25 protein-coding genes are annotated in these 18823 nt (G+C 59.1%); 6 read left to right on the plus strand and 19 right to left on the minus strand.

All coding sequences use genetic code 11. The features are described from left to right. Positions 1 to 48 precede the first annotated feature (48 nt). From AC50YL_RS07575 to AC50YL_RS07585, 3 genes are all read right to left on the minus strand, one after another. Positions 49 to 552, minus strand: coding sequence for a hypothetical protein (locus AC50YL_RS07575; RefSeq protein WP_494830676.1), 504 nt, complete (start codon positions 550 to 552; stop codon positions 49 to 51). 136 nt (positions 553 to 688) lie between these two features. Continuing rightward, entirely contained in the window at positions 689 to 853 is a 165-nt protein-coding gene (locus AC50YL_RS07580; protein ID WP_494830678.1) for a hypothetical protein, read from the minus strand. A 92-nt stretch (positions 854 to 945) separates the two neighbouring features. After that, positions 946 to 1650 (minus strand): pirin family protein, encoded by a 705-nt coding sequence (locus AC50YL_RS07585; RefSeq protein WP_494830680.1) that lies wholly within the window; start codon positions 1648 to 1650, stop codon positions 946 to 948. 109 nt (positions 1651 to 1759) lie between these two features. On the opposite strand from AC50YL_RS07585, the gene AC50YL_RS07590 reads away from it, so the two are divergent. Next, positions 1760 to 2068 carry a hypothetical protein gene (locus tag AC50YL_RS07590; RefSeq protein WP_494830681.1) on the plus strand — a complete coding sequence of 103 codons (309 nt, stop codon included), beginning with the start codon at positions 1760 to 1762 and terminating at the stop codon, positions 2066 to 2068. A 174-nt stretch (positions 2069 to 2242) separates the two neighbouring features. Here AC50YL_RS07590 and AC50YL_RS07595 read toward each other — a convergent pair whose 3' ends face one another. Then, positions 2243 to 2479 (minus strand): DUF6953 family protein, encoded by a 237-nt coding sequence (locus tag AC50YL_RS07595; protein ID WP_494830683.1) that lies wholly within the window; start codon positions 2477 to 2479, stop codon positions 2243 to 2245. A gap of 133 nt (positions 2480 to 2612) precedes the next feature. Here AC50YL_RS07595 and AC50YL_RS07600 point away from each other — a divergent pair, with 133 nt between their 5' ends. Continuing rightward, positions 2613 to 3557, plus strand: coding sequence for a prohibitin family protein (locus AC50YL_RS07600; RefSeq protein ID WP_494830684.1), 945 nt, complete (start codon positions 2613 to 2615; stop codon positions 3555 to 3557). A 197-nt stretch (positions 3558 to 3754) separates the two neighbouring features. Then, positions 3755 to 4309 (plus strand): MerR family transcriptional regulator, encoded by a 555-nt coding sequence (locus AC50YL_RS07605; protein ID WP_494830685.1) that lies wholly within the window; start codon positions 3755 to 3757, stop codon positions 4307 to 4309. Positions 4310 to 4411: 102 nt separating this feature from the next. Here the strand turns inward: AC50YL_RS07605 and pdaA are convergent, their stop codons facing one another. Next, complete coding sequence (pdaA, locus tag AC50YL_RS07610) at positions 4412 to 5203, minus strand: delta-lactam-biosynthetic de-N-acetylase (protein ID WP_494831195.1); 792 nt, start codon at positions 5201 to 5203, stop codon at positions 4412 to 4414. Between the two features lie 150 nt (positions 5204 to 5353). Between pdaA and AC50YL_RS07615 the strand changes: the two genes are divergently transcribed. Further along, a complete protein-coding gene (locus AC50YL_RS07615) occupies positions 5354 to 5944 on the plus strand; it encodes a DUF3238 domain-containing protein (RefSeq protein ID WP_494830686.1) in 591 nt (196 codons plus the stop codon). A 39-nt stretch (positions 5945 to 5983) separates the two neighbouring features. Continuing rightward, entirely contained in the window at positions 5984 to 6199 is a 216-nt protein-coding gene (locus AC50YL_RS07620) for a hypothetical protein (protein WP_494830688.1), read from the plus strand. Positions 6200 to 6391: 192 nt separating this feature from the next. Here AC50YL_RS07620 and AC50YL_RS07625 read toward each other — a convergent pair whose 3' ends face one another. Next, positions 6392 to 7303 carry a GyrI-like domain-containing protein gene (locus AC50YL_RS07625; RefSeq protein WP_494830690.1) on the minus strand — a complete coding sequence of 304 codons (912 nt, stop codon included), beginning with the start codon at positions 7301 to 7303 and terminating at the stop codon, positions 6392 to 6394. Positions 7304 to 7553: 250 nt separating this feature from the next. Here AC50YL_RS07625 and AC50YL_RS07630 point away from each other — a divergent pair, with 250 nt between their 5' ends. Next, a complete protein-coding gene (locus AC50YL_RS07630; RefSeq protein WP_494830692.1) occupies positions 7554 to 8132 on the plus strand; it encodes a hypothetical protein in 579 nt (192 codons plus the stop codon). 3 nt (positions 8133 to 8135) lie between these two features. Here the strand turns inward: AC50YL_RS07630 and AC50YL_RS07635 are convergent, their stop codons facing one another. From AC50YL_RS07635 to AC50YL_RS07695, 13 genes are all read right to left on the minus strand, one after another. Beyond that, the gene (locus tag AC50YL_RS07635; protein ID WP_494830694.1) at positions 8136 to 8699 is read right to left on the minus strand and encodes a nucleotidyltransferase family protein; all 564 of its coding nucleotides are present in this window, start codon (positions 8697 to 8699) and stop codon (positions 8136 to 8138) included. A 215-nt stretch (positions 8700 to 8914) separates the two neighbouring features. Then, positions 8915 to 9781 (minus strand): aldo/keto reductase, encoded by an 867-nt coding sequence (locus tag AC50YL_RS07640; protein ID WP_494830696.1) that lies wholly within the window; start codon positions 9779 to 9781, stop codon positions 8915 to 8917. Between the two features lie 22 nt (positions 9782 to 9803). Further along, a complete protein-coding gene (locus AC50YL_RS07645; RefSeq protein ID WP_494830698.1) occupies positions 9804 to 10685 on the minus strand; it encodes an aminoglycoside 6-adenylyltransferase in 882 nt (293 codons plus the stop codon). A gap of 17 nt (positions 10686 to 10702) precedes the next feature. After that, positions 10703 to 11020, minus strand: coding sequence for a hypothetical protein (locus tag AC50YL_RS07650; protein ID WP_494830700.1), 318 nt, complete (start codon positions 11018 to 11020; stop codon positions 10703 to 10705). A 220-nt stretch (positions 11021 to 11240) separates the two neighbouring features. Beyond that, the gene (locus AC50YL_RS07655; protein WP_494830702.1) at positions 11241 to 11537 is read right to left on the minus strand and encodes a hypothetical protein; all 297 of its coding nucleotides are present in this window, start codon (positions 11535 to 11537) and stop codon (positions 11241 to 11243) included. A 117-nt stretch (positions 11538 to 11654) separates the two neighbouring features. Continuing rightward, a complete protein-coding gene (locus AC50YL_RS07660) occupies positions 11655 to 12341 on the minus strand; it encodes a hypothetical protein (protein WP_494830704.1) in 687 nt (228 codons plus the stop codon). Next, the gene (locus AC50YL_RS07665; protein ID WP_494830706.1) at positions 12334 to 13212 is read right to left on the minus strand and encodes an ABC transporter ATP-binding protein; all 879 of its coding nucleotides are present in this window, start codon (positions 13210 to 13212) and stop codon (positions 12334 to 12336) included. The genes AC50YL_RS07660 and AC50YL_RS07665 overlap by 8 nt, the downstream gene beginning before the upstream one ends. Before the next feature lie 5 nt (positions 13213 to 13217). After that, complete coding sequence (locus AC50YL_RS07670) at positions 13218 to 13586, minus strand: GntR family transcriptional regulator (protein WP_494830708.1); 369 nt, start codon at positions 13584 to 13586, stop codon at positions 13218 to 13220. A 233-nt stretch (positions 13587 to 13819) separates the two neighbouring features. Then, positions 13820 to 14911 (minus strand): GerAB/ArcD/ProY family transporter, encoded by a 1092-nt coding sequence (locus AC50YL_RS07675; RefSeq protein WP_494830710.1) that lies wholly within the window; start codon positions 14909 to 14911, stop codon positions 13820 to 13822. A 28-nt stretch (positions 14912 to 14939) separates the two neighbouring features. Further along, positions 14940 to 15167: a hypothetical protein gene (locus AC50YL_RS07680; RefSeq protein WP_494830712.1), complete on the minus strand. Its 228-nt coding sequence runs from the start codon at positions 15165 to 15167 to the stop codon at positions 14940 to 14942. A 7-nt stretch (positions 15168 to 15174) separates the two neighbouring features. Continuing rightward, on the minus strand, positions 15175 to 16383 hold the full coding sequence (locus tag AC50YL_RS07685) for a Ger(x)C family spore germination protein (RefSeq protein ID WP_494830714.1): 1209 nt from the start codon (positions 16381 to 16383) through the stop codon (positions 15175 to 15177). Next, positions 16380 to 17912, minus strand: a complete 1533-nt coding sequence (locus tag AC50YL_RS07690; protein WP_494830716.1) for a spore germination protein — start codon at positions 17910 to 17912, stop codon at positions 16380 to 16382. Before AC50YL_RS07690 ends, AC50YL_RS07685 begins: the two co-directional genes overlap by 4 nt. Positions 17913 to 18306: 394 nt before the next feature. Further along, entirely contained in the window at positions 18307 to 18738 is a 432-nt protein-coding gene (locus AC50YL_RS07695) for an SRPBCC family protein (protein ID WP_494830718.1), read from the minus strand. Between the last annotated feature and the right edge of the window lie 85 nt (positions 18739 to 18823).

Below are 18823 nucleotides of genomic sequence, written 5' to 3' on the forward strand. Positions count from 1 at the left end.
GGCTAAGGCGAGAGACGAAGGTCCTCGTGCCCTCTTGTTCTCCGCGCGCTACTCGTACATGCTTAACGACGTAAGGCTGATCGCCTTCACGATGCCGTCCTTCAGCTCGAACTCCAGCGCGAGCCGCTTGGTCTTGTCGATATAACCGATGGTCGCCGACGGTCCTTCGCCGCCCCGCTCGTAGTAGCCTTCACCGTAGCCCTTCACCACGTCCGCCTTGGCCGCGCCCAGCTTCAAGCCTTTGGCCGTCGCGGACTTGGGCCCAAGGGAGTAGCCGACGACCGTATTGTCCACCGACGTGTATTGATACTCCTCGTACATGAACAGAAAGCTGCGCCCGCCGTCGTTGAGCGTCCGGATCGGCTTGCCCAGCTGCTTGACGAGCTCCTCTTCGCCGACCCCAAGCGCGACTTGGCCGTGCTCGGCGCTCAGGTCCGTGGAGTCGACCTTGTCCGCGTACGTCAACGGCGTCTCGCTTTTGCCGCAGCCTGCCAGCATGCAGGCGAATACGACCGCGCACGCGAGCGCCAGCATTGTTTTTCTTAACCGCATACCCGTTTGCTCCTTTACCCTGGCCAACCTCGCCTACTCCCTTCGCCCCGGCAATCGGCGAATCCTGCACCCGCGGCAAGCAAAAAGGCACGAACTTGTTACGGTTCGCGCCTTTTCTTTCATTTGAATCCTGCGGTTATTGCTCCCGCTCCCCGTTCGAATGCGCGCCTTGCGACGCATCCCCGGAAGCTTGGTAGGCGACGATAACGATCTCCGCCGAGGTCCGCTCGCGCAGCTCGTGCTCGAATTGCTGCAGCTGCGCCAAGGCCATGCGGTCCAATTGGGCCGGCTTGAACTCCATCCGCGTTTCCTCCTCGCGTGCGATTGATCCTGCTACGCCTCAGTGTTGACGGGAGGAAGACGGCTTATTCAGCGCGGCCGCACGGATGTCGGTCAAGGCAGATCGATCAGCATGAATTGCGCGCCCCGCGATGAATGGACGTCCAGCTTCGACAGGTCCGTGATCCGGGCGGAGTCGCTTTTGCCGAGGATATGTTCGCCGTTCAGCGTCACTTCGCCGTTCATGACGAAGAAGAAGATTTTGCGGGCCGCGTCCCCTTCGAACGAGACCGTAGCGCCTGCCTCCGGCTCCGACAAGTATATCGTCATGTCCTGGTGGATACTTACGACCGACTCGCCCTGAATCGATTGCGATACGATCGGAACGAGCGCGTTCTTCATCCCCTCGCGATCGTACGTCTTCTGCTCGTAAGACGGCGCAAGCCCCTTCCGCTCCGGAAGAAACCACATCTGCAGCAGGTTGGCGACTTCCGTCTCGGACGAATTCACTTCCGAGTGCAGGATGCCCGAGCCCGCCGACATCCGCTGCACTTCGCCGGGACGGATCACGCCGGATCCCCCCGTGTTATCCTCGTGCTTCACTTCCCCGCTCAAGACGACCGTGACGATCTCCATATCGCGATGCGGATGCGTGCCGAAGCCGCGGGAAGGTTGGATATAATCTTCGTTGAACACGCGCAGCGGGCCGAAATTCACGTTGTCCGGATCGTAATAATCCGCGAACGAGAAACTAAAATTATATTGGAGCCAGCCGTGGTCGCCGGACACGCGGGAAGCCGCCGGATATAACTTGATCATAATGACACACTCCTCGGGTTGCTAGAATTTTACGAACGAAACGCTCATTAACTTACTTTATGTAAGTATCATATTGTGCTATAGTTAAGTTGTCAAGGAGGGGTAAAACATGGACCATCTATACATCCGCCACACCGTCGGCGGCAGGCTGTTCCTGGATTCCAAGAAGCACGGGACGCCGTTCGTCATCGAACCGGCAACAAGCCGCGAAGGCTGGAAGATCAGCATCGACGTGCTTGACGCGGCCGTCGCCGAAGCCGTCTGCGGCCATCGCGACGAGCTGAATATCTTCTTCGTGCCCGAAGGCGCCACGAACCGCAAAACCTGGTACTTCTCCACGCACGGGGAGGTCGAGCACGACCCGGCCGCCCGCAAGCTCGTCATCTGGGCGGACGGCCGCATCGATTACGACGTCTGACTCCGGCGGCAAGCCCGGATGCTCGGCACCTCGCGCATTCTCGTGCGCGAGGCGCGGCTGGGCAACGTTGTTCGGTATCGAGCGCATCCGAGGCTGATGATACGCACGATTCATGGCTTTGCACGGAACTGGTTGCGGCTGCGCCTCAAGCATGCTTCGCGCCGGGCGAATCCGTTAGACCCAGGCCCAGAAAAAGCCGTCCCGCTCCCAAGCCGCGCGCCCGCCATGCAGCTTTTTGAATCTTTTCTTCACTTCTTTATCGATCGAGACGTTGCCGTTCTCGTTGGTATAGACGTATGACTCCCCGTAATGCGCCTGAATATGCGCAACCGCCTGATCCTGATACAGCTTTCCCGCCGATTTCAGCTCCTCCAGCATCCATGCCGCGATTTCTTCCGCCGTATGCTCCATCTATGTTCCCACCTCCGTCGCATGTCCTTCATTTTACCAAAAATTGTTGCCACTTTCGCCTCCCGCCTGCGTATCATCTTCTTAGGCGCGCCTTAGCGCGGCGCGGCTTGTCTCATACATGGGAGGGGTATCGATGCACGTCGTGGAACCGAGTGTAAGAAAACCAGGATTTCCTCTGAAAACGCTTATCTGGACCGCCGTCCTCGTCGTCGCCGGGCTGATCGTCGCGTTCAATTCCTACGCGACCGTCCAGTACGGCAACGTCGGCCTGTACAAAACGTTCGGCAAGCTCAACGACAATACCTTGTTGCCCGGCATTCATCTCAAAATTCCGTTCGTGCAGACGATTATCCAAGTGAACGTGCAGGTAACCAAAGCGGAGACCGACACGTCCGCATCGTCCAAGGATTTGCAGCCGGTCTCGACGCACGTGGCCGTCAACTATTCCGTCGACAAGACGTCCGCCTACAAGCTGATGAACAATATCGGCGGCGCCTTCGACAGCGTGATCGTCAACCCGGCGATCCAAGAGATCGTCAAGGAAGTCACGGCCCGTTATCCGGCTGAGGACCTGATCGCCAAGCGGGACATCGTCGCGGGGGAGATACGGGAAGCCCTTACGCAGCGGCTGGCCCGGTACGATCTCGTCGTGAACGACATTAATATCGTCAATTTCAAATTCTCCGATGCGTTCAACCAGTCCATCGAAGCGAAGCAGGTCGCCCAGCAGCAGGCGCTCAAGGCCGAGAACGACCTCAAGCGCGTGCAGATCGAAGCGCAGCAGAAGATCGCGCAGGCGCAGGCGGACGCGGAATCGCTCAAGCTGAAGAAGCAGGAAGTCACGCCGGACCTGATCCAGCTCAAGCAGCTCGAGGTGCAGGAGCAGGCCGTGGAGAAATGGGACGGCAAGCTGCCGAGCGTCACGGGCGGCGCGACCCCGTTCATCGACCTTAACGCGCTGAGCGCCGGATCCGCATCGACCTCGCGCGCCGATGCCGAAGCGGACCAGGGCGCCGAGACCGCCGCCGGTTCGGGCGACGCGAATGCAACCGCCTCGTCCGAAGACGCCCAGCCCTAAAGAATAGCGATCAGGCAGCAGGCCCATGGCGCCTGCTGCTTTTTCGTTTTCTTCTCCGCCGCCATCGACAACTGCCGAGCCTTCGCGCAAAACCACTTTGTTTAGCGAATAGGCACTACCTTTGTCGCCCGTGCAGGGAGGCGGACGCGGCGTCTCGAATACCCTTTATCAATCCAACGAAAGCGGAGTGATAAGGAATGGATCTTGTGAAGAGCAAGGACGCTGCTATTTCGCTGAACGTCAGTCAAACGACGGTTAAACGCTGGGCCTCCCACTACCCTACTGTTTTTCGTAAAGACCGGTTCGGTCATTATACGTTCAACGATCGCGATATGGAATTGCTCGGCTACATCAAGTCCGCCATTGAAAGGGGAGAAACGATGGAGCAGATTCAGCTGCCCGCGCCCGAACCGGCGCTGCAGCCGCGGCTGCTCGACGCCTTCCTCGAGACGGCGGCAAGCTCCGCGCTGCTCGAGACCGCGGGGAACGACATGCTGACCCGCATCCTGCAGGTCGAACGCCGCCTGGACCAGAAGGCCGACGAGGTCGTCACCGCGCAAATCCGCCAGCACCGCGAGGAGCTGGAAGAACTGCGCCGAATGATCGAGCAGCTCGCCTCCTCCATGGAGCACGCGCGCGAGCCGCTGCCCGCGGTCGACGACCTGCGGCTGAAAGCGGCGGACTCCAAAGCCCAGGCATCCGCCTCGTCGCGCAAACGCGGGTTGTTCCGCTCGATGTTCATGTGGTTCTGAGCAAGCGCCCTCGGTCTTCCGGCAAAGAAATGCCGTCCGGCCAAAAAGCCTTGTCCCCTCTCAGGGGACAAGGCTTTTTTCGTTTCTCTGTTCTCCGCTGCGCTAATACGTCTTGCTCTCCAGCTCGTTCAGCGGCTTGAACGTGTACCCTTTCTCGCGCGCGGCGTCAATGATGCGGCCGAGCGCGTCGGCGTTGTCCTTGGAGACGGCATGCAGCAAAATCACCGCGCCGGGATGGAGCTGCGCCATCACGTTGTCGTAGGCGTACTTCCAGCCGCGCTGGGCGCTTGGCTCCCAGTCCCGGTAGGCGACGGACCAAAACACGCTCGTGTAGCCCTGCGCCTTGCTGACCGCAAGCACCCGGTCGTTGAAGATGCCGCGCGGCGGACGCAGGAACGTCATGTCCTGCTGTCCGGTCAGCTCGGCGACCGCGGTTTTCACCTTCGCCAGCTCGGTGCCGATCTGGCTGCTGGTGATCACGCTCATGTCGGGATGGCTCCACGAATGGTTGCCGATCAGATGGCCTTCCGCGGCCATTCGTTTGACGAGCTCCGGCTTGTCCTTTACGTAATGCCCCGTCACGAAGAATATCGCGGGCACGCCCTTCGCCTTCAACACGTCCAGAATCCCCGGCGTATAGCCGTTCTCGTAACCGTTGTCGAACGTCAAATAGAGCTCGCGCTGCGTCGTATCCCCGAGGAAAATCGCCCCGTGCTGCTGCAGGATGCTCTGGAAGCCCTCTTCCTTGATCGAAGGAAGAGCGCCGCCGACGCTTTTCTTGAAGCCGAAATGAAACGGCCCGCCGCCCGGCGAGGCCTCCGCCGGCTTCAAGAAAGCAAAGCCCGACGCAATGACCAGCGCCGCCAATATAAGAATCCACTCTCGACGTTTTATCACTATCTCCACCACTTTCCCAGCTTTGTCCATGCTTGTAATATGTCACGGTCAGCGGGAAATTATGTGAAACGTCCGCAAGCGGGAAGCGCGGCCCCGGACCCGTATGGTAAACTAAACCCATCGCGTCATAAAGGGGATATCTTCTCGATGGTAACGATTGTCAAAATCCGCGCAAGCGTCTTTATCGGCGGCTTGCAATGGCTGCCCGCCGTACGGGATCCCGAGAGCGGCGCCACCCGCGAGCTGGCCGGCGATGCGCGGGCGTTCACGCCGCACGCCGGTCATTCGGGACGCTCCCGCATCGAGCAGGAGGTCGTCGTCGATTTCGAGCGGCGCAAGCTGCTCGCGTTCGCGGATACCGGAACGACCCGGTTGAAGCGGACCGGACCGGGCGGCATCAGCCGCATCGAACAAGGCAAGGCGCCGACGGACGGCATTACGGTCTCCGGCGAGAGCTGGGAGGCGATGTCCGTCGATTTCGTGATGAGCGCGCGCGTCGTTAACCCGCTGCTTCCGGACGAGCCTGCCATCCGCTACGAGCTGCACGTCACCGTGAACGGCAACGACGGCATCGTGGATATTAGAGGCACGCATGAAGGGTTCCCCTGCTACGAGTTTTACAAGCAGGTCGATTTCGGGGATTTCGAGCTGCTGCACAGCCATGATTTCCGCTTGTCCGGCGGCGAGCCCGCGGCAACGGACGGCGAGATGAACGAACATTTTGAACGCAAGCTGTAACGACGGCTTGGCTTTCATGGGAGGAGGAGGAGGAGCGGCATGTCCATATACCGCCGTTTAGTGACGGACGAGGATTTCACGGAGGCCATGGAGCGCCAGTTCAAGCTGCGCGTCTATAAAGACGACCATATCATCGACACCGGCGGCATCATCATCCGATTCGACGAGGCGATCGTCGTCAGCCAATCCAGCGTCAGCGACGTTGCGTACCACGACCGGGAGGCTTGCGAGTTTTTCGAGATTCGCCGTCGCTAGCAGTTCGAACCGCAACCGCGCGGGAGCGCGCGGAAACCGCACTGCGACGGCAGCGCGCGGTCACTGCCCGGAGCTTCCGGCTGCGGCGAGTTGCCATGATCGCGACCGGCCGCTTCCGGCACGAAAACCAAAAAGGATGCCGCCCCGATTAGGGGCCGCATCCTTTTTGGCGTGCCGCCGTAAACCTGCAGCCTACTCGCTCTTGCGTTTGACCGGCACGTAGATGTCCATCTGCCACAGCTCGTTGCCCGGGCCGCAGCGCTCGTCGTAAAGCTCGAACTCGGGCTTGCCCGCATGCTCGTAACCGGAGTGCGGGAACCATTCGCCGAAGATCGCCTGCCAGGTGCTTTGGATCGAAGGCGAGAACTGCTCCTCCGGTACCTTCGGCGTCGAGAACACCGCATATTCCGCTTCGCCGAACTCTCTGCAGATCAGGCCGTCCGGTACATTGTCGAAGTCCGTTGCCTCCATGCCGATCAGGTACAGGAACGTGCCGGCGTCCATGTCGAAGCCATGGCAGATGCCAAGCTCGACCGGGCTGTCCGCATGGACGCGGTTCGGGATGTTCTTCTCCCAGCCGTTCTTCAGGTATTCCTGCCAGAAAGCCGGGATTTCCTTCAGATTCTCTCCGTTGTTCGTCGTTTGAAGCTCGTAGCCGATCACTTTGAATGCCGGTTTCCTCGCGATTCGATAATCCATTTGAATGCCTCCCAAATAAGGATTGTACTTGCGCTGCAGCACGTTCAGCTTGCCGTACTCGGGGGGCTGAATCCCCCGCTTGCGATAGTCCGCCGGCGCCATGCCGAACATGCGCTTGAATGCGCGCGTGAACGTCTCGTGATTCTGAAATCCGCATTCCAGCGCAATGTCGAGCAGCCGTTCATCCGCATGGGCGACTTGGAATGCAGCGCGCGCCAATCGCCGCTTGCGCACGTATTCCATCACCGTTTCGCCTGCCATGACTTGAAAGACGCGGTGGAAATGGAACTCCGAGAACATCGCGGCAGCCGCAAGCCGCGACAATGAAAGCTCCTCGGCCAAATGCGCCTCGATATGATCGATCGTCGCTTGAATCCGCTCCAAGTAGTCCTCTTTCGTCGGCATGCTCGGCACCTCCCTTGGACTGATCTTATTGTAGCGCGGCCACGACGGCAAAATCTTGATGATACTTGCTGAAAACGCAACCGTTTATTCGTCGCGCCGGGTCGAATGACATGCTCCGCCGCAAGCTTCGAATCTAGGAAACTATTGCTATCGGCGGCTGCCCTAGCACATTCGACTCTACCTGCATCTATTAGTACTACAGGCGCGTCAACATTCTACTATGAAGAGGAAAGCAGGGGAAGGGATGTCGATGGCGATCAAATCATTGGCAAGCAAGCCGTCCAGTGGCGGCAAGCGGGCTTTCGGCGGCAAGGCGCCGCGTACGCGAACGATCTCCGCGAGCCGTGCCGCGGCGACGAAAAGCTGCAAGAGGAAGAAAATCAACCGCCGGTTCAGACCGCGCGCGATCAGCCGGCGCACCGTATTCTCGACGGGAATTCTCAGGCGCAATCCGTGCACGGCCTTCGCGCTGGTCGATCTTGCCAACCTCGGCGCCACGGTGGCGCGGCGAATGACGGTTCAAGTGTTCGATTGGTCGCGGGGACTGCCCGTGGCCTTGAAGCTGCTGCCCTGCAATTCGACGCGTTGTTTCATCTCGCTGGCTCCGGGCACGGCCGACTTCGTCTATGCCGACGTAACCGGCATCGAGTTCAAATACGAGGTTCGCATCTCGAAAGCGACCGCCAACCGGAACGTCGTGCTGAACGTCAGCGGGCTCAGCGCCGAACCGATGACGCCCCAAATCGGCGACAACGTCCTGCACCATCAGCTGTTCCGCATTACGGGCAGGATCGGCAGTATCCAGGGCGGATGCGGCTGCCGGCCTTAATCGCTATAGGGTCGGCTGCGTCCGTACCTTCTGCCAGATGGCCTGCCAATTCTTCTTCGCGACCCGCGCCTCGTAATAAGCGGCAAGCTCCGGCCGAGCGCCGAAGAGCGGCGTCGGCCGAACCGTCATGCTCACGACATCCCCGATCCCGCAAGGCGCCGTGAGGATCACCTCGTCGGCGGCGCCCAAGGATAAGCCGAGCGCGGTCGCCGTTTCCGGAAATTTGGAGATCGCGTCGACGGATGACGCATAGGGCGGATTGCCGTTCACGATATGCATCCTCGCCTGGTTTTTCACGGACCAGGGTACGCCGGGCATCAAGCCGCTCAGCCGACGCTCCAATTCCTTCTCCGCGTCCTCGTCCACACAGCCGGCATCGTAGTAGACGACGTCCACGTCGGCCAGCGGCGTCCGTTCCGCGAAGCCGTGAAGATGGTCCCATATCATGGAACGGACAAAGCCCGCGCACACCCACCAGTCGGGCAAAGCGAGCTGCCCCGCGGCGCGCAAAACCTTCATGGCCCACTCGTCCCCGGCGGCGAGCCGGATGATATCCCGTTCATTCATTATTATGCGACCCCCCCAAAAAAATACGAACATATATTCTTATTATACCGGAAATAAGTCTCTGCGCAAATCTTTCTTTTCCAAAATAAAGGGATTCAAACCGTCGGGCTTGCACGCCCCGTTTGAATCCCTTTTCCCGTGTAGTAACTTGCCTAGCCGCATACTGCGGAACCGGTCTCCGTATCACGCATGCCGCATCCGGGTTTCAACCGCGGCTACTCGCCCGGACTTGTCCGATCGACCGGGAAGTTCGCCTCGATCCGCGCCATATCGTCGCCGTCCAGCTCCCACCCCAGGGACTCGACGTTGTCCTCGATATGCGCCCGGCTGGCGGCTTTCGGGATCGTGACGAGATTGTCCTGCCGCAGCACCCAGTTCAGCGCGACCTGGAAGGCGGTTTTGCCGTATTTGACGCCGATGGCGTCCAAGACTTGCCGCTGCTCCGATCCGGCCTCGGGAAACCCCACTCCGCCGAAGACATGCGGCGCATAGCCGAAAGGCGAGTACCCCATGACGGTGATGCCGGCTTCCCCGCAGTAAGGCATGCTGTCGCGCTCGATGCTCCGATCGTTCAAATGATAGGGCACTTGGTTGCAGACGAGCGGAATATCGCCCAGGCAGCGCTGCGCTTCCTGCAAGAGGGCGATCGAGAAATTGCTCACGCCGACATGCTTGATCATCCCGCGCTTGACCAATTCGGCCATGCCGGCCATCGTTTCCGATACCTCGTGCTGTTCGCTCGGCCAGTGCTGCAGATACAAGTCGATATAGCCGGTTTTCAATCGTTCCAGGCTGGCTTCCGCCGCATCCAGAACGCCTTGGTACGAACAATTGCGCGCCGCCACCTTCGTGACGAGGAACACATCGTCCCGAATGCCCGCGATCGCCTGGCCGACGACCCGTTCGGAACCGCCGGCGGCGTAATCCTCCGCCGTGTCGATGAGCGTCAGCCCGCGCTCGATGCCGAACAGCAGCGCCTCGATCTCCTGCTTCGCGTTCCGTTCCTCTTCGCCGAACTTCCACGTCCCTTGTCCGATTGCCGGAATGCGAACCTCCGTGTTGCCTAATTTACGCTGCAGCATACGATCCCTCCGAATTTTGAGATTAATAGATTTCCGTCGCATCATGAGGCAGGTTTCTGACGCGTTCGAGATAAGCGGTCATGTTGGCGTCGTCACGATGAGGATAGGCGAACGAACAGCTTGCCGCAACGTCAACGGCCAATCCGCGGAACAAGGCGCACGCCGTGAAGATCGCCTGCCAGAAATGCTCGTGACAACCGTCCGCGAAGGTTCCTTCATACTGCTTCCAGACATCCGGCGGCAAATAACGCTTGAAGTATTTGCCCATCTTGCCCGCGGATACCCGGTACCCGTGCCGCGTGCCGATCCACCAGACGATCATCTCTTCCAACGATTTGCGCGACGTCAGCTCGAACATTTGCCTGGCATACGGGAGCTCGTCCCGCCAAATGCCCTTGGCCACGTTTTGCAGGCACCACCAGAATTCGTTGGCGCAGAAGTCGAATTGCGCTTCCGTCGGCTTGCGGACGAAATAGTCCGCCTCCGTCGGAGCCGGGATGGCCGGCAACAGCCCGTCCTTGTCCAGCAGCGGAACCGTCAGCTTATCCTCCCCGTAGGTTGCCAGCGTCTCTTCCGCGATCTGAATCGTCAGATCGATCCGATTGCCGTCCGCGAACAGCATCAAATACCCGTATGAACGGTCCACCTCCACGGGCAGGCCCAGATCCAGATCCAGCTTATCCGGCATCTGGATCATGATGCGCTCCCCGAAGACCGCGAGCCAGTCGTCGTCCCGCAGGAAGGACGCCGTCTCCGTCACCACGTACACGACGTCGTAATCCTGGAAAAGATCGCGCGGCGCGTTCGGATTCGTTCGCGAGCCGTTCATGTACGCGGCCCGGATCCGACCGTCTTCCCGCGCGACGCCGAGTATCAAATCCATCATTTCGCGTTCGCTTCGCAACGCTCGTCACCTCCTGTTCAGCCAGGCCTCCGTCTCTTCCGACGCGCGTCCTGCGCGGACTTGCGCTTGCCGGCAAGCCCAAGCATGGCGGCGGATACCGCGAAAGAGAAGCCTGCAATCAGCGCCAGATCCAGCCACAGCGCGTTCGTGATCCAATAGAACCGAAAGGTCTCCGGGAAGTACTGCACGAGGTTTGCCATGTCGCTGCGCTCGATCTCGTCGATGGCTTTCTGCGTTTCGCGATTGTCGTAAGCCCTTTCAAGCACATAGCCGCAAACGCCGGCGATCGCGGAGTATGCGGCGCATCTCGCCAAGACTTTATGCTCGATTGCCATCGGCATCCTCCTTCGCCTCTCCTCCCCATCGTACCATTATTGGAGATAAAAGGGAGTGCTTTTTTTACTGTTTTGCGGCGTGCGCGTCAAGACCCGGAGCAGCCGGCTCTCAAACGAAAAACCTCCGTCCCTATCGGACGGAGGTTCTCGTGCTTTCCCGGCAACGAATCGGCGATGGCTTACTCGCCTGCGCGAATGAATCGCGGCGCTTCGGCCGTTCCTACTGTTCTCTGCTCCGCTGCGCCGCCGAGACCATGAGCAGGATCGCGGAGACCAAGTGCAGGAACCAGCCGATGAACGGGATCCAGCCCAGCACCGAGGTAATGATGCCCATGATCGATCCGTACTTCGACTCCTTGTTCATCACGGACAGCACCAGCGTCAAGATATGGAGCAGCAGCATGATGCCAAGTACGCTGTAGCTGCTCGATACGATAATCAAGCCGCCGATGATCGGAATCGCCAATATAAGTTCGAATACCCCTGTCAGCCATTTCATCGCTTGCGCGCCCGTCACATTCTCACGCTCCCTGGGTTGATTTTCCCAGTCATTGTAACAGATGGGGCATATTTAGGACAGTCCAGTTTTGCTCGAGACAACAGCGCTCAAGGCAATCTCCCTACGTCGTCGGCATTAAGCCAGCGTGCGCCTTGCCGTAAACCACCAGCTGGCGGCGAGAAGCACGCAGGCGGTCACGAACGTAAGCCCGAAGCCCTGAAGCAGCGAATCGTTGAAGAGGAGCTCCCTCAGGCCGTCCGCCAAATGCGCCCGGAGCGATGCGATCGAGGTCAGGACCGGAATCGCCGCGACGAACAGAACCCAGATGGCCCAGCCTACGACATGCCTCAAGCCGGAGAACAGCAGATTCAGCAGCGTCAGGATCAGCATGTACGCGCCGAATTGGTAGACGAACATGCCCGCGATGCCGAATTGGTTCCAATGGAAAATTTCAAGAATATTGAATGTCGCCTCGTAGTGCCGGATCACCCCCACTTCCAGCTCGAGCCAGACGATGTTGAGGATCGCGAACAAAGCCGCCCATGCCGCGTAAATCAACGAAACGCCGATAAAATATTCCTTGCGGGTCGCGCCGAGATTGATCATCCGCTTGAAGAAGCTCGCGGGAAGGACGCTGCCCGCGAACAACAGGAACAGCGTGAGCATGTTCGCCGCCGACACTTGCGTGTTCTCGCTCGCGCCTATCGACAGGCTGACGATGAAATTCGTGAGCGCGCTGACGGCCACGAGGCCGAGAATGATCCATAGATATAGCCTAAGCTGCAGGAACGAAGCCCGCATGAGCACGGTCGTCTTATTCAATGCGTTGACCCCCTTCGATTAAATACGAGAAAAACTTCTGCAGCGGCAGCCCTTCGATCGCGATGCCGCGCTTGCCCGCCTGCTGCTTCTCCTCTTCGGTATAGGTGCCGTAGACCGCAGACAACGCGTGTTGGCCGAATGGCTCCGTGTACAGCACTTGCCTGCCCGCGGTATAGCTCCCCATCGCTTCGCGGCTGCCGGTGAGCAGGAACGTCCGGCTGCGAATGTTATCCACCTCGTCCGCGAACAGCATCGACCCGGCCTCCATGATATATACCCGCTCCACGACCATCGCGATTTCATCGATCAAGTGGGTGGACAGCAGGATCGTCCGCGGATGGTTCGCGTAATCCTCCACCAGGATGCGGTAGAACCTTTCCCGCATCAGCACGTCGAGCCCGAGCACCGGCTCGTCGTAGATGGTAATCGGCGCGCGGCTCGCCAAGCCGATAATATTGCCGACCAGCGACTCCATGCCTCTGGAGAGCTGGCGGATCTTCTTGTTCGGATCGAGCTTGAAGGTCTTGAGCAGCCCGCGGGCGAATTCCCAATCCCAGTTCTCGTGGAAAGCGGAAGCCAACTGCAGGATTTCCTGCACTCTGGCTCCTCCGAAGAACAGGTTCTTCTCCCGGACGTAACAGATCCCCCGCGGCGTCTCGCCCCGCTTCAGCCGCACGCCGGAGACCTCGATCTCGCCGCCCGTCGGAAACACGGCGCCGGTAATCATGTTGAGCAGCGTCGTTTTCCCCGCGCCGTTGCGGCCCAGCAATCCGTAAATGGTGTGCTCCCCCAGATTCAAATCGAGATCCCGGACGGCATCGTTGCGGCCGTAGCTTTTCGTCAAGTTCGCGCATGCCAGAATGGCGTTCATCGTCATCAGCTCCCGTTCTTTTGTCTAATCATTTCTATAACGTCCTCGGTCGTCATCTCGAGCTTCTCGGCTTCATCGAGCAGCTTCAGCACCAGCTCGTCGTAGAACCGTGCCCGCCGCTTGCCCATAATCGCGTTCTTCGCGCCTTCGGCCACGTACATGCCAAGCCCCCTCTTCTTGTATAAAATGCCTTCGTTCACCAGCAGCGCGATCCCTTTCACGGCCGTGGCCGGATTGATCTGAAAGGTCCCCGCAAATTGCGCAACCGAAATGATCTGATCGTTCTCGCGGTAGGTGCCGTTCAAAATGTCGTTCTCGATCATCTCCGCGATTTGCGGAAAAATGGGCTGGCTTTCGTCAAAGCTCGCCTTCATGCGCCTCACCCTATCAGTATGTTAGTCTTGTAACATACTATAATACCGTTACTCCTATGCTGTCAACCAATTCCTTTTCAGCTGCATTCGCGGCCTCCTTTTGAACGAAACACATGGCGCCAAAAAAAGGGCAGCCCCTCGCGGGACTGCCCTTCCTCGTTCATTGCCGTTTAGCTGCCGATCTCGATGGAATCGGAATCATTGCTTGATGTCGTTTGTCCTGCAGCCGCTTGTCATCCGCTCGCGCTCTTCCCGCGTATCAAGGAGACGAGCAGGAACAATAACGGAATCGCCACGATGAAAATCGAGGCAAGCGGCAGCCATGAGGTCGCGAGAAAATGCCGGACAAAATACACGTTGGGGTAGCAGAGAAGCGCCAGCACGACGAGTCCGATGGCGAGCGGCCACTGCAGCACGCGTTGATCGGCGATCCGCAGCGCCTCGGAGAAGCCGGCAAGCGAAGCATGGAAGGTCAACGTAATCTTGATGAAAATCGAACAGATCCAAATGAAGATCATAATGCCTTCGATCCGCTCCAGAAACCGCCCGATCTTGATGTTTTTGGCCATCGAGTACGCCGGATAGAGCAGATTCGCCGACATGGGGCTGTCCAGGATGCAGATGCTCCCCACTGTCGTGAAGATCAGCACCAGGCCGCCGAGGAACGTACCGATCAGGAAGCCTCTCCCCCTGCCCTTGCCCGCCTTCACGTTCGGGTAAATCATCAGCAGCACGACGAGCTCCTGGAAGGAGAAGAACGACAAGCCGCCCTGCAGGATCGGGCCCGGGCCGTATTCCATGAACGGCTTCAAATGCGCGATATTGATGTCGGGCAGCTGAGAGACGACGAATAGGAACAGCAGCAGGATCACCCACGGGAAGAAGATCTCCGCCGCGTACGAGAATCCCTTCATGCCCTGCCTGATCGTGATGACGATCGCGGAGACGAAGATGATTTGCAGCATCTCCATCGGCGTATCGACCAGGATCTGCGAGGTGAGGAAGAACCCCATGTCGCCCACCATCAGACTCGCCAGGAGAAAGCAGAACAGCGCATAGACGAACCCCAGCATTCTGCCCGGCCATGTGCCCAGCAGAGATTCGCCGATCCGGACGAACGACTGGCCTGCATGGCGTTCGGCAAGCAGGACGTAAAGTCCGGCGAATGCAACATTAAGTCCGATCCCCACGATGGCCGCCATCCACGCATCCTGCTTGGCAGCCTGCGCCAACCCTGCCGGGGCGATCAGAATGGAGGTCCCGATCATGAAGAAGAACGTCATGATCGTGAACGCGCGGTAGGTGATAGCCTGCTGATTGTTCATGGCGGTTTCCCTTTCTCCTCCTCGAGGATCATGATAGCCCGATGGCGCGAAAGCCCGCCTCGATCCAAATTAACGGATTCGGCATGCGCGCATGCAGCACCAGCGCGATGAGCAGCCCCGACGACAGCAGGAGCAGCGCGAGGAAGAAGCCGATATTCCGCTTCCGATCTCCTTTGCTGCCGGAAGTCGCGAAATTCCGAACCTCCATCACGGCAATGGCAACGAAGGCCATGCATAGTCCAATCGCTTCTCCCACGCCCCGCTCACTCCTTGACCTGCCCGGTTATCGACTTATCGATGTTGCCGATCTTGCGCACATGGATGTCGGGATGAACGTTCACCCGAAGGTCCTTGAACGCGACGTTCCAATCCGGAATCCCATGAAAGATTCCCGGCTGCTGGCGATGAACCTCCTGCCCGAAACCGAAGACGTCCGCGCCGAGCCGCTTCGCTTCGCGTACCCCGTCGTTCAACAGTCCTTCCAGCTGCTCGCCGCTGTCCGCAAGCAGTTTGGCCATCACCATCTTGTCGCCAAGATCCTCGTCGCACTCCAGATCGGAGATATCGACCTCCAATCGCACGAACGCGTCGATGCTCGGCTTATCCCCATCGCGATGCACGCTGATACGGGTGCTCGAGTCCGTGACGGCGATCGATAAGCTTCCGTTCTTCCCGCATTTCTGAACGCCCAGCGTCTGATGGATCGAATTTTGCAGGTAGTTCAGCGCCTTCGTGCCGTCCTCGCTCAGCCAGCCCACCATCTTGTCCCTCACGAACACGGCCATGCCGCGGTATTGCAGCATCGCATCGGGTCCGATGCCTTGGACGGACATGCTCCTCTCTCCTCTTTCCTTGTCCCCTTTGATCTCGATTCCGGTCATCGTAGGACTCTTACCCCGCGTCGTCAAATCAATGGTCAGCTTGTCCAGGGTAATCAAATCCGTGGCTGCCCAGAAGTTATCCGAATTGTACAGCTTCTCATAGAGATTGTTGGCCGGGATGGGATCCATCGGACTGAACGTCTTGAGCACTTCGTCCGGTGTCGAGCCTCTGGCCACCACCAGGTAAAAGTCGTTGCGCATTTCCGGCTCGCGCGAGAGGAAATCGACCGGCTTGGCTATGCCGTCGCGCGCAAGGCGCTCTCCGAAAACCAAGATGCGCAGATGCGCGAAATAAAGCCGCTTCGACGACTGGATCGTCATCTTGCGGAGCGCTTCGGGGACCGTCTTCCCCTGCTGCGTGAAGGTCACTACCGGTGCCAGCGAGCCTGCCATCCCGTTGCGCGTGGACACTTGGCTCGGGTTGACGATTTGGGCGGAGACCCGGTATCCGCCGTCCGACTTGTCGATGCCGAGTCCGACGACGAGGGCCAGCTCGTTCAGCTCATGCCTGCTCCAACAGCCCGACGGAATCCCGAGCAGCAGCAGCGAGAGGGCGACAAGGACAAGGGGATGCCAAAGGCTCCGCTTCATCGGTCGCCCTGCCGGTTCCCGTTCCGCTGCCCCAGACGGACCCGGTTGCCTCCTTTGGCCGTCGACGGCCGGAGTCTCATCCATGGGATGGGCATCCGGAAGAGCGCGTCCTTCTGATCGTTCAACCGGATGGGCGCGAACGGGGTCAGATAAGGAACGCCGAACGATTGCAGGCTGCACAGATGCACGACGAGCAGGATCATGCCCACGAAGACGCCGAATAAGCCGAACGACGCGCCGAGCGCCATTAGGAGAAAACGCAGGATGCGCGCCGAGATGCCCATGTTGAACGCAGGCATGACGAAGTTCGAGATCGCCGTGATCGAGACGACGATGACCATGCCGGCGGTGACGAGACCCGCTTCCACGGCTGCCTGGCCGATGACGAGCGTGCCCACGATCGAGATCGACTGGCCGATCGTCTTCGGCATGCGCACGCTGGCCTCGCGCAGGATCTCGAAGGTCACCTCCATGATGAGTCCCTCGAGAAATGCGGGAAATGGAACGCCTGCCCGCTGGCTGGCGAGGTTATAGAGCAGCGTCGTCGGAATGAGTTCCTGATGAAACGTCGTAATCGCGATATACACCGAAGGGGTCAAGGTAGCCAGCAGGAAAGCGATGACCCGCAGCGCGCGGATCAACGTAGCGAAATCCGTCCGCTGATAATAATCTTCGCTGGACTGGAAGAATTGAATGAATAACGCCGGCACGACAAGCGCGAAGGGCGTTCCGTCGACAAGGATGGCGACCTTCCCCTCCAGCAGGTTCGCCACGACGACGTCGGGACGCTCCGTGTTGAACACGGTCGGAAACGTCGTGAATTGGTCCTCCTGGATAAACTGCTCGATGTAGTTGCTCTCCAGTATGGCGTCGATATCGATCAGATCCAGGCGTCTGCGCACTTCGGCCAGCACGGAGTCGGTGACGATCCCGTTCATATAAGCGACGACGACGCGGGTCTGGCTTTCCCTGCCGATGGTTCGGGTCTCCATCCACAGGTTGGTGCTCTTCAGCCGGCGGCGCAGCATCGCCGTATTCCAATCCAACACCTCGGTGAACCCTTCCCGTGGGCCTCTGACGACGGATTGCACGTTCGGCTCCTCGACCGGCCGCGCCTGAAGCTCGATGGTATCGACCGCAAGCGCGCTGTTCGCTCCGTCCAGCAGGATGATGCCGAATCCGGACAACAAATAATTGAAGAGCCTGTCCAATCGATCGGTCTCGACGGCGTTGATATCCGTCAGCACGCTCTCTCTCAACCGCTGCAAATACGCGCAAGGACTGAAATCCTCGGCACTCGAAAGCAGCGGCCCGCCTATTATTCGGCTCATCGTGGACTGGATATCGGACATGCCTTCGGTATACAGCATGGCACCGCCGAGTACCGTGCCGTCCTCGAAAGGAAGCTTGAACATGCGCTGCTTGACGTCCGAGCTCTCGCCCAGCGCGGTCATTATGCGGTTCAGGTTCGCTTCGAGCGAGGCGGACAACGTCTCTTCCGCATGCGAAGCTTCATCCGGTCCAATCATGATGGGTCACTCTTTCTATCGAAGATGGTTGTCATTATCGCCGAAGACGCGATGGTTTAAACGAAAAAAATCCCCGGTTCCCCCCTATCGGCAGTCTCGTCATTGCATAGAAAAAGAACCGCCTATCGCAGGCGGTCCGCTCCGAAACTATCATGCTGTACGTTTACTGCCCTACGTACCGCCCGCAACGTATGACCCTCGAAATCGTCATCGAATTCATCGACGGCCTCGAAGCCCTTCGCCGCATAGAAAGTCCTGCCGATTCTCAAGGATGCCCCTAAACTTAATGCCGCAAACAAATAACCGCATGAAGCGAATAGACTCGCATGCGGCGTTTTAGCCCAAGATTCGTTTAGGATCCGGACTGACGCCTGTCCCGCATCCCCTCAGCCGGTCAACCGTGCACCAAACCCGTCCGCAGCTGCGTGACCCCGCTCTCCAAGTACCCCTTCAAGCAGGTCATCATGTACACCCAGCCTTCTTTGTTGCCCACGAGCTTGTCCAGCAGCGCCGGATCGTCTTCGCGGAAGCCCTCTTCGTTCACTTCGAGGATCGTCGTCCCGGCCTCGATCTCGCGGAACGTCATGGTCACGACATTGTCTTCGCCGCCCCAGCGGAAAACGATTTTGCGGCCCGGCTCGGCTTCCAGCACGCGAATCTCCAGCTCCGCGTTGTACTCGGCATAGTGCAATCCGACCGTCCGTCCGGCCTCCCAGCGCCCGGTGCTGGACGTGAACCAGAACCCGCCGATTTTCGCCGGGTCGACGAATGCCTCATAGACATCCGCCGCCGGTTTCAGGATTTTCATTTTCGTGAGATTGTTCATGGTATCGGCCGCCTTCCATCATCGGTAAGTTTCTTCCATCATACCAGTTCTTCGGAACTTTCTAAACGTTCCGCTGCCTTATCCG

The sequence above is a fragment of the Paenibacillus sp. J22P277 genome (assembly GCF_059383675.1).

What these genes read in the sequence shown, in the direction of transcription:
- AC50YL_RS07575 (WP_494830676.1), bottom strand. Translation starts at nt 552, where the DNA reads ATGCGGTTAAGAAAAACAATGCTGGCGCTCGCGTGCGCGGTCGTATTC.
- AC50YL_RS07580 (WP_494830678.1), bottom strand. Translation starts at nt 853, where the DNA reads ATGGAGTTCAAGCCGGCCCAATTGGACCGCATGGCCTTGGCGCAGCTG.
- AC50YL_RS07585 (WP_494830680.1), bottom strand. Translation starts at nt 1,650, where the DNA reads ATGATCAAGTTATATCCGGCGGCTTCCCGCGTGTCCGGCGACCACGGC.
- AC50YL_RS07590 (WP_494830681.1), top strand. Translation starts at nt 1,760, where the DNA reads ATGGACCATCTATACATCCGCCACACCGTCGGCGGCAGGCTGTTCCTG.
- AC50YL_RS07595 (WP_494830683.1), bottom strand. Translation starts at nt 2,479, where the DNA reads ATGGAGCATACGGCGGAAGAAATCGCGGCATGGATGCTGGAGGAGCTG.
- AC50YL_RS07600 (WP_494830684.1), top strand. Translation starts at nt 2,613, where the DNA reads ATGCACGTCGTGGAACCGAGTGTAAGAAAACCAGGATTTCCTCTGAAA.
- AC50YL_RS07605 (WP_494830685.1), top strand. Translation starts at nt 3,755, where the DNA reads ATGGATCTTGTGAAGAGCAAGGACGCTGCTATTTCGCTGAACGTCAGT.
- AC50YL_RS07615 (WP_494830686.1), top strand. Translation starts at nt 5,354, where the DNA reads ATGGTAACGATTGTCAAAATCCGCGCAAGCGTCTTTATCGGCGGCTTG.
- AC50YL_RS07620 (WP_494830688.1), top strand. Translation starts at nt 5,984, where the DNA reads ATGTCCATATACCGCCGTTTAGTGACGGACGAGGATTTCACGGAGGCC.
- AC50YL_RS07625 (WP_494830690.1), bottom strand. Translation starts at nt 7,303, where the DNA reads ATGCCGACGAAAGAGGACTACTTGGAGCGGATTCAAGCGACGATCGAT.
- AC50YL_RS07630 (WP_494830692.1), top strand. Translation starts at nt 7,554, where the DNA reads ATGGCGATCAAATCATTGGCAAGCAAGCCGTCCAGTGGCGGCAAGCGG.
- AC50YL_RS07635 (WP_494830694.1), bottom strand. Translation starts at nt 8,699, where the DNA reads ATGAATGAACGGGATATCATCCGGCTCGCCGCCGGGGACGAGTGGGCC.
- AC50YL_RS07640 (WP_494830696.1), bottom strand. Translation starts at nt 9,781, where the DNA reads ATGCTGCAGCGTAAATTAGGCAACACGGAGGTTCGCATTCCGGCAATC.
- AC50YL_RS07650 (WP_494830700.1), bottom strand. Translation starts at nt 11,020, where the DNA reads ATGGCAATCGAGCATAAAGTCTTGGCGAGATGCGCCGCATACTCCGCG.
- AC50YL_RS07665 (WP_494830706.1), bottom strand. Translation starts at nt 13,212, where the DNA reads ATGAACGCCATTCTGGCATGCGCGAACTTGACGAAAAGCTACGGCCGC.
- AC50YL_RS07670 (WP_494830708.1), bottom strand. Translation starts at nt 13,586, where the DNA reads ATGAAGGCGAGCTTTGACGAAAGCCAGCCCATTTTTCCGCAAATCGCG.
- AC50YL_RS07675 (WP_494830710.1), bottom strand. Translation starts at nt 14,911, where the DNA reads ATGAACAATCAGCAGGCTATCACCTACCGCGCGTTCACGATCATGACG.
- AC50YL_RS07685 (WP_494830714.1), bottom strand. Translation starts at nt 16,383, where the DNA reads ATGAAGCGGAGCCTTTGGCATCCCCTTGTCCTTGTCGCCCTCTCGCTG.
- AC50YL_RS07690 (WP_494830716.1), bottom strand. Translation starts at nt 17,912, where the DNA reads ATGATTGGACCGGATGAAGCTTCGCATGCGGAAGAGACGTTGTCCGCC.
- AC50YL_RS07695 (WP_494830718.1), bottom strand. Translation starts at nt 18,738, where the DNA reads ATGAACAATCTCACGAAAATGAAAATCCTGAAACCGGCGGCGGATGTC.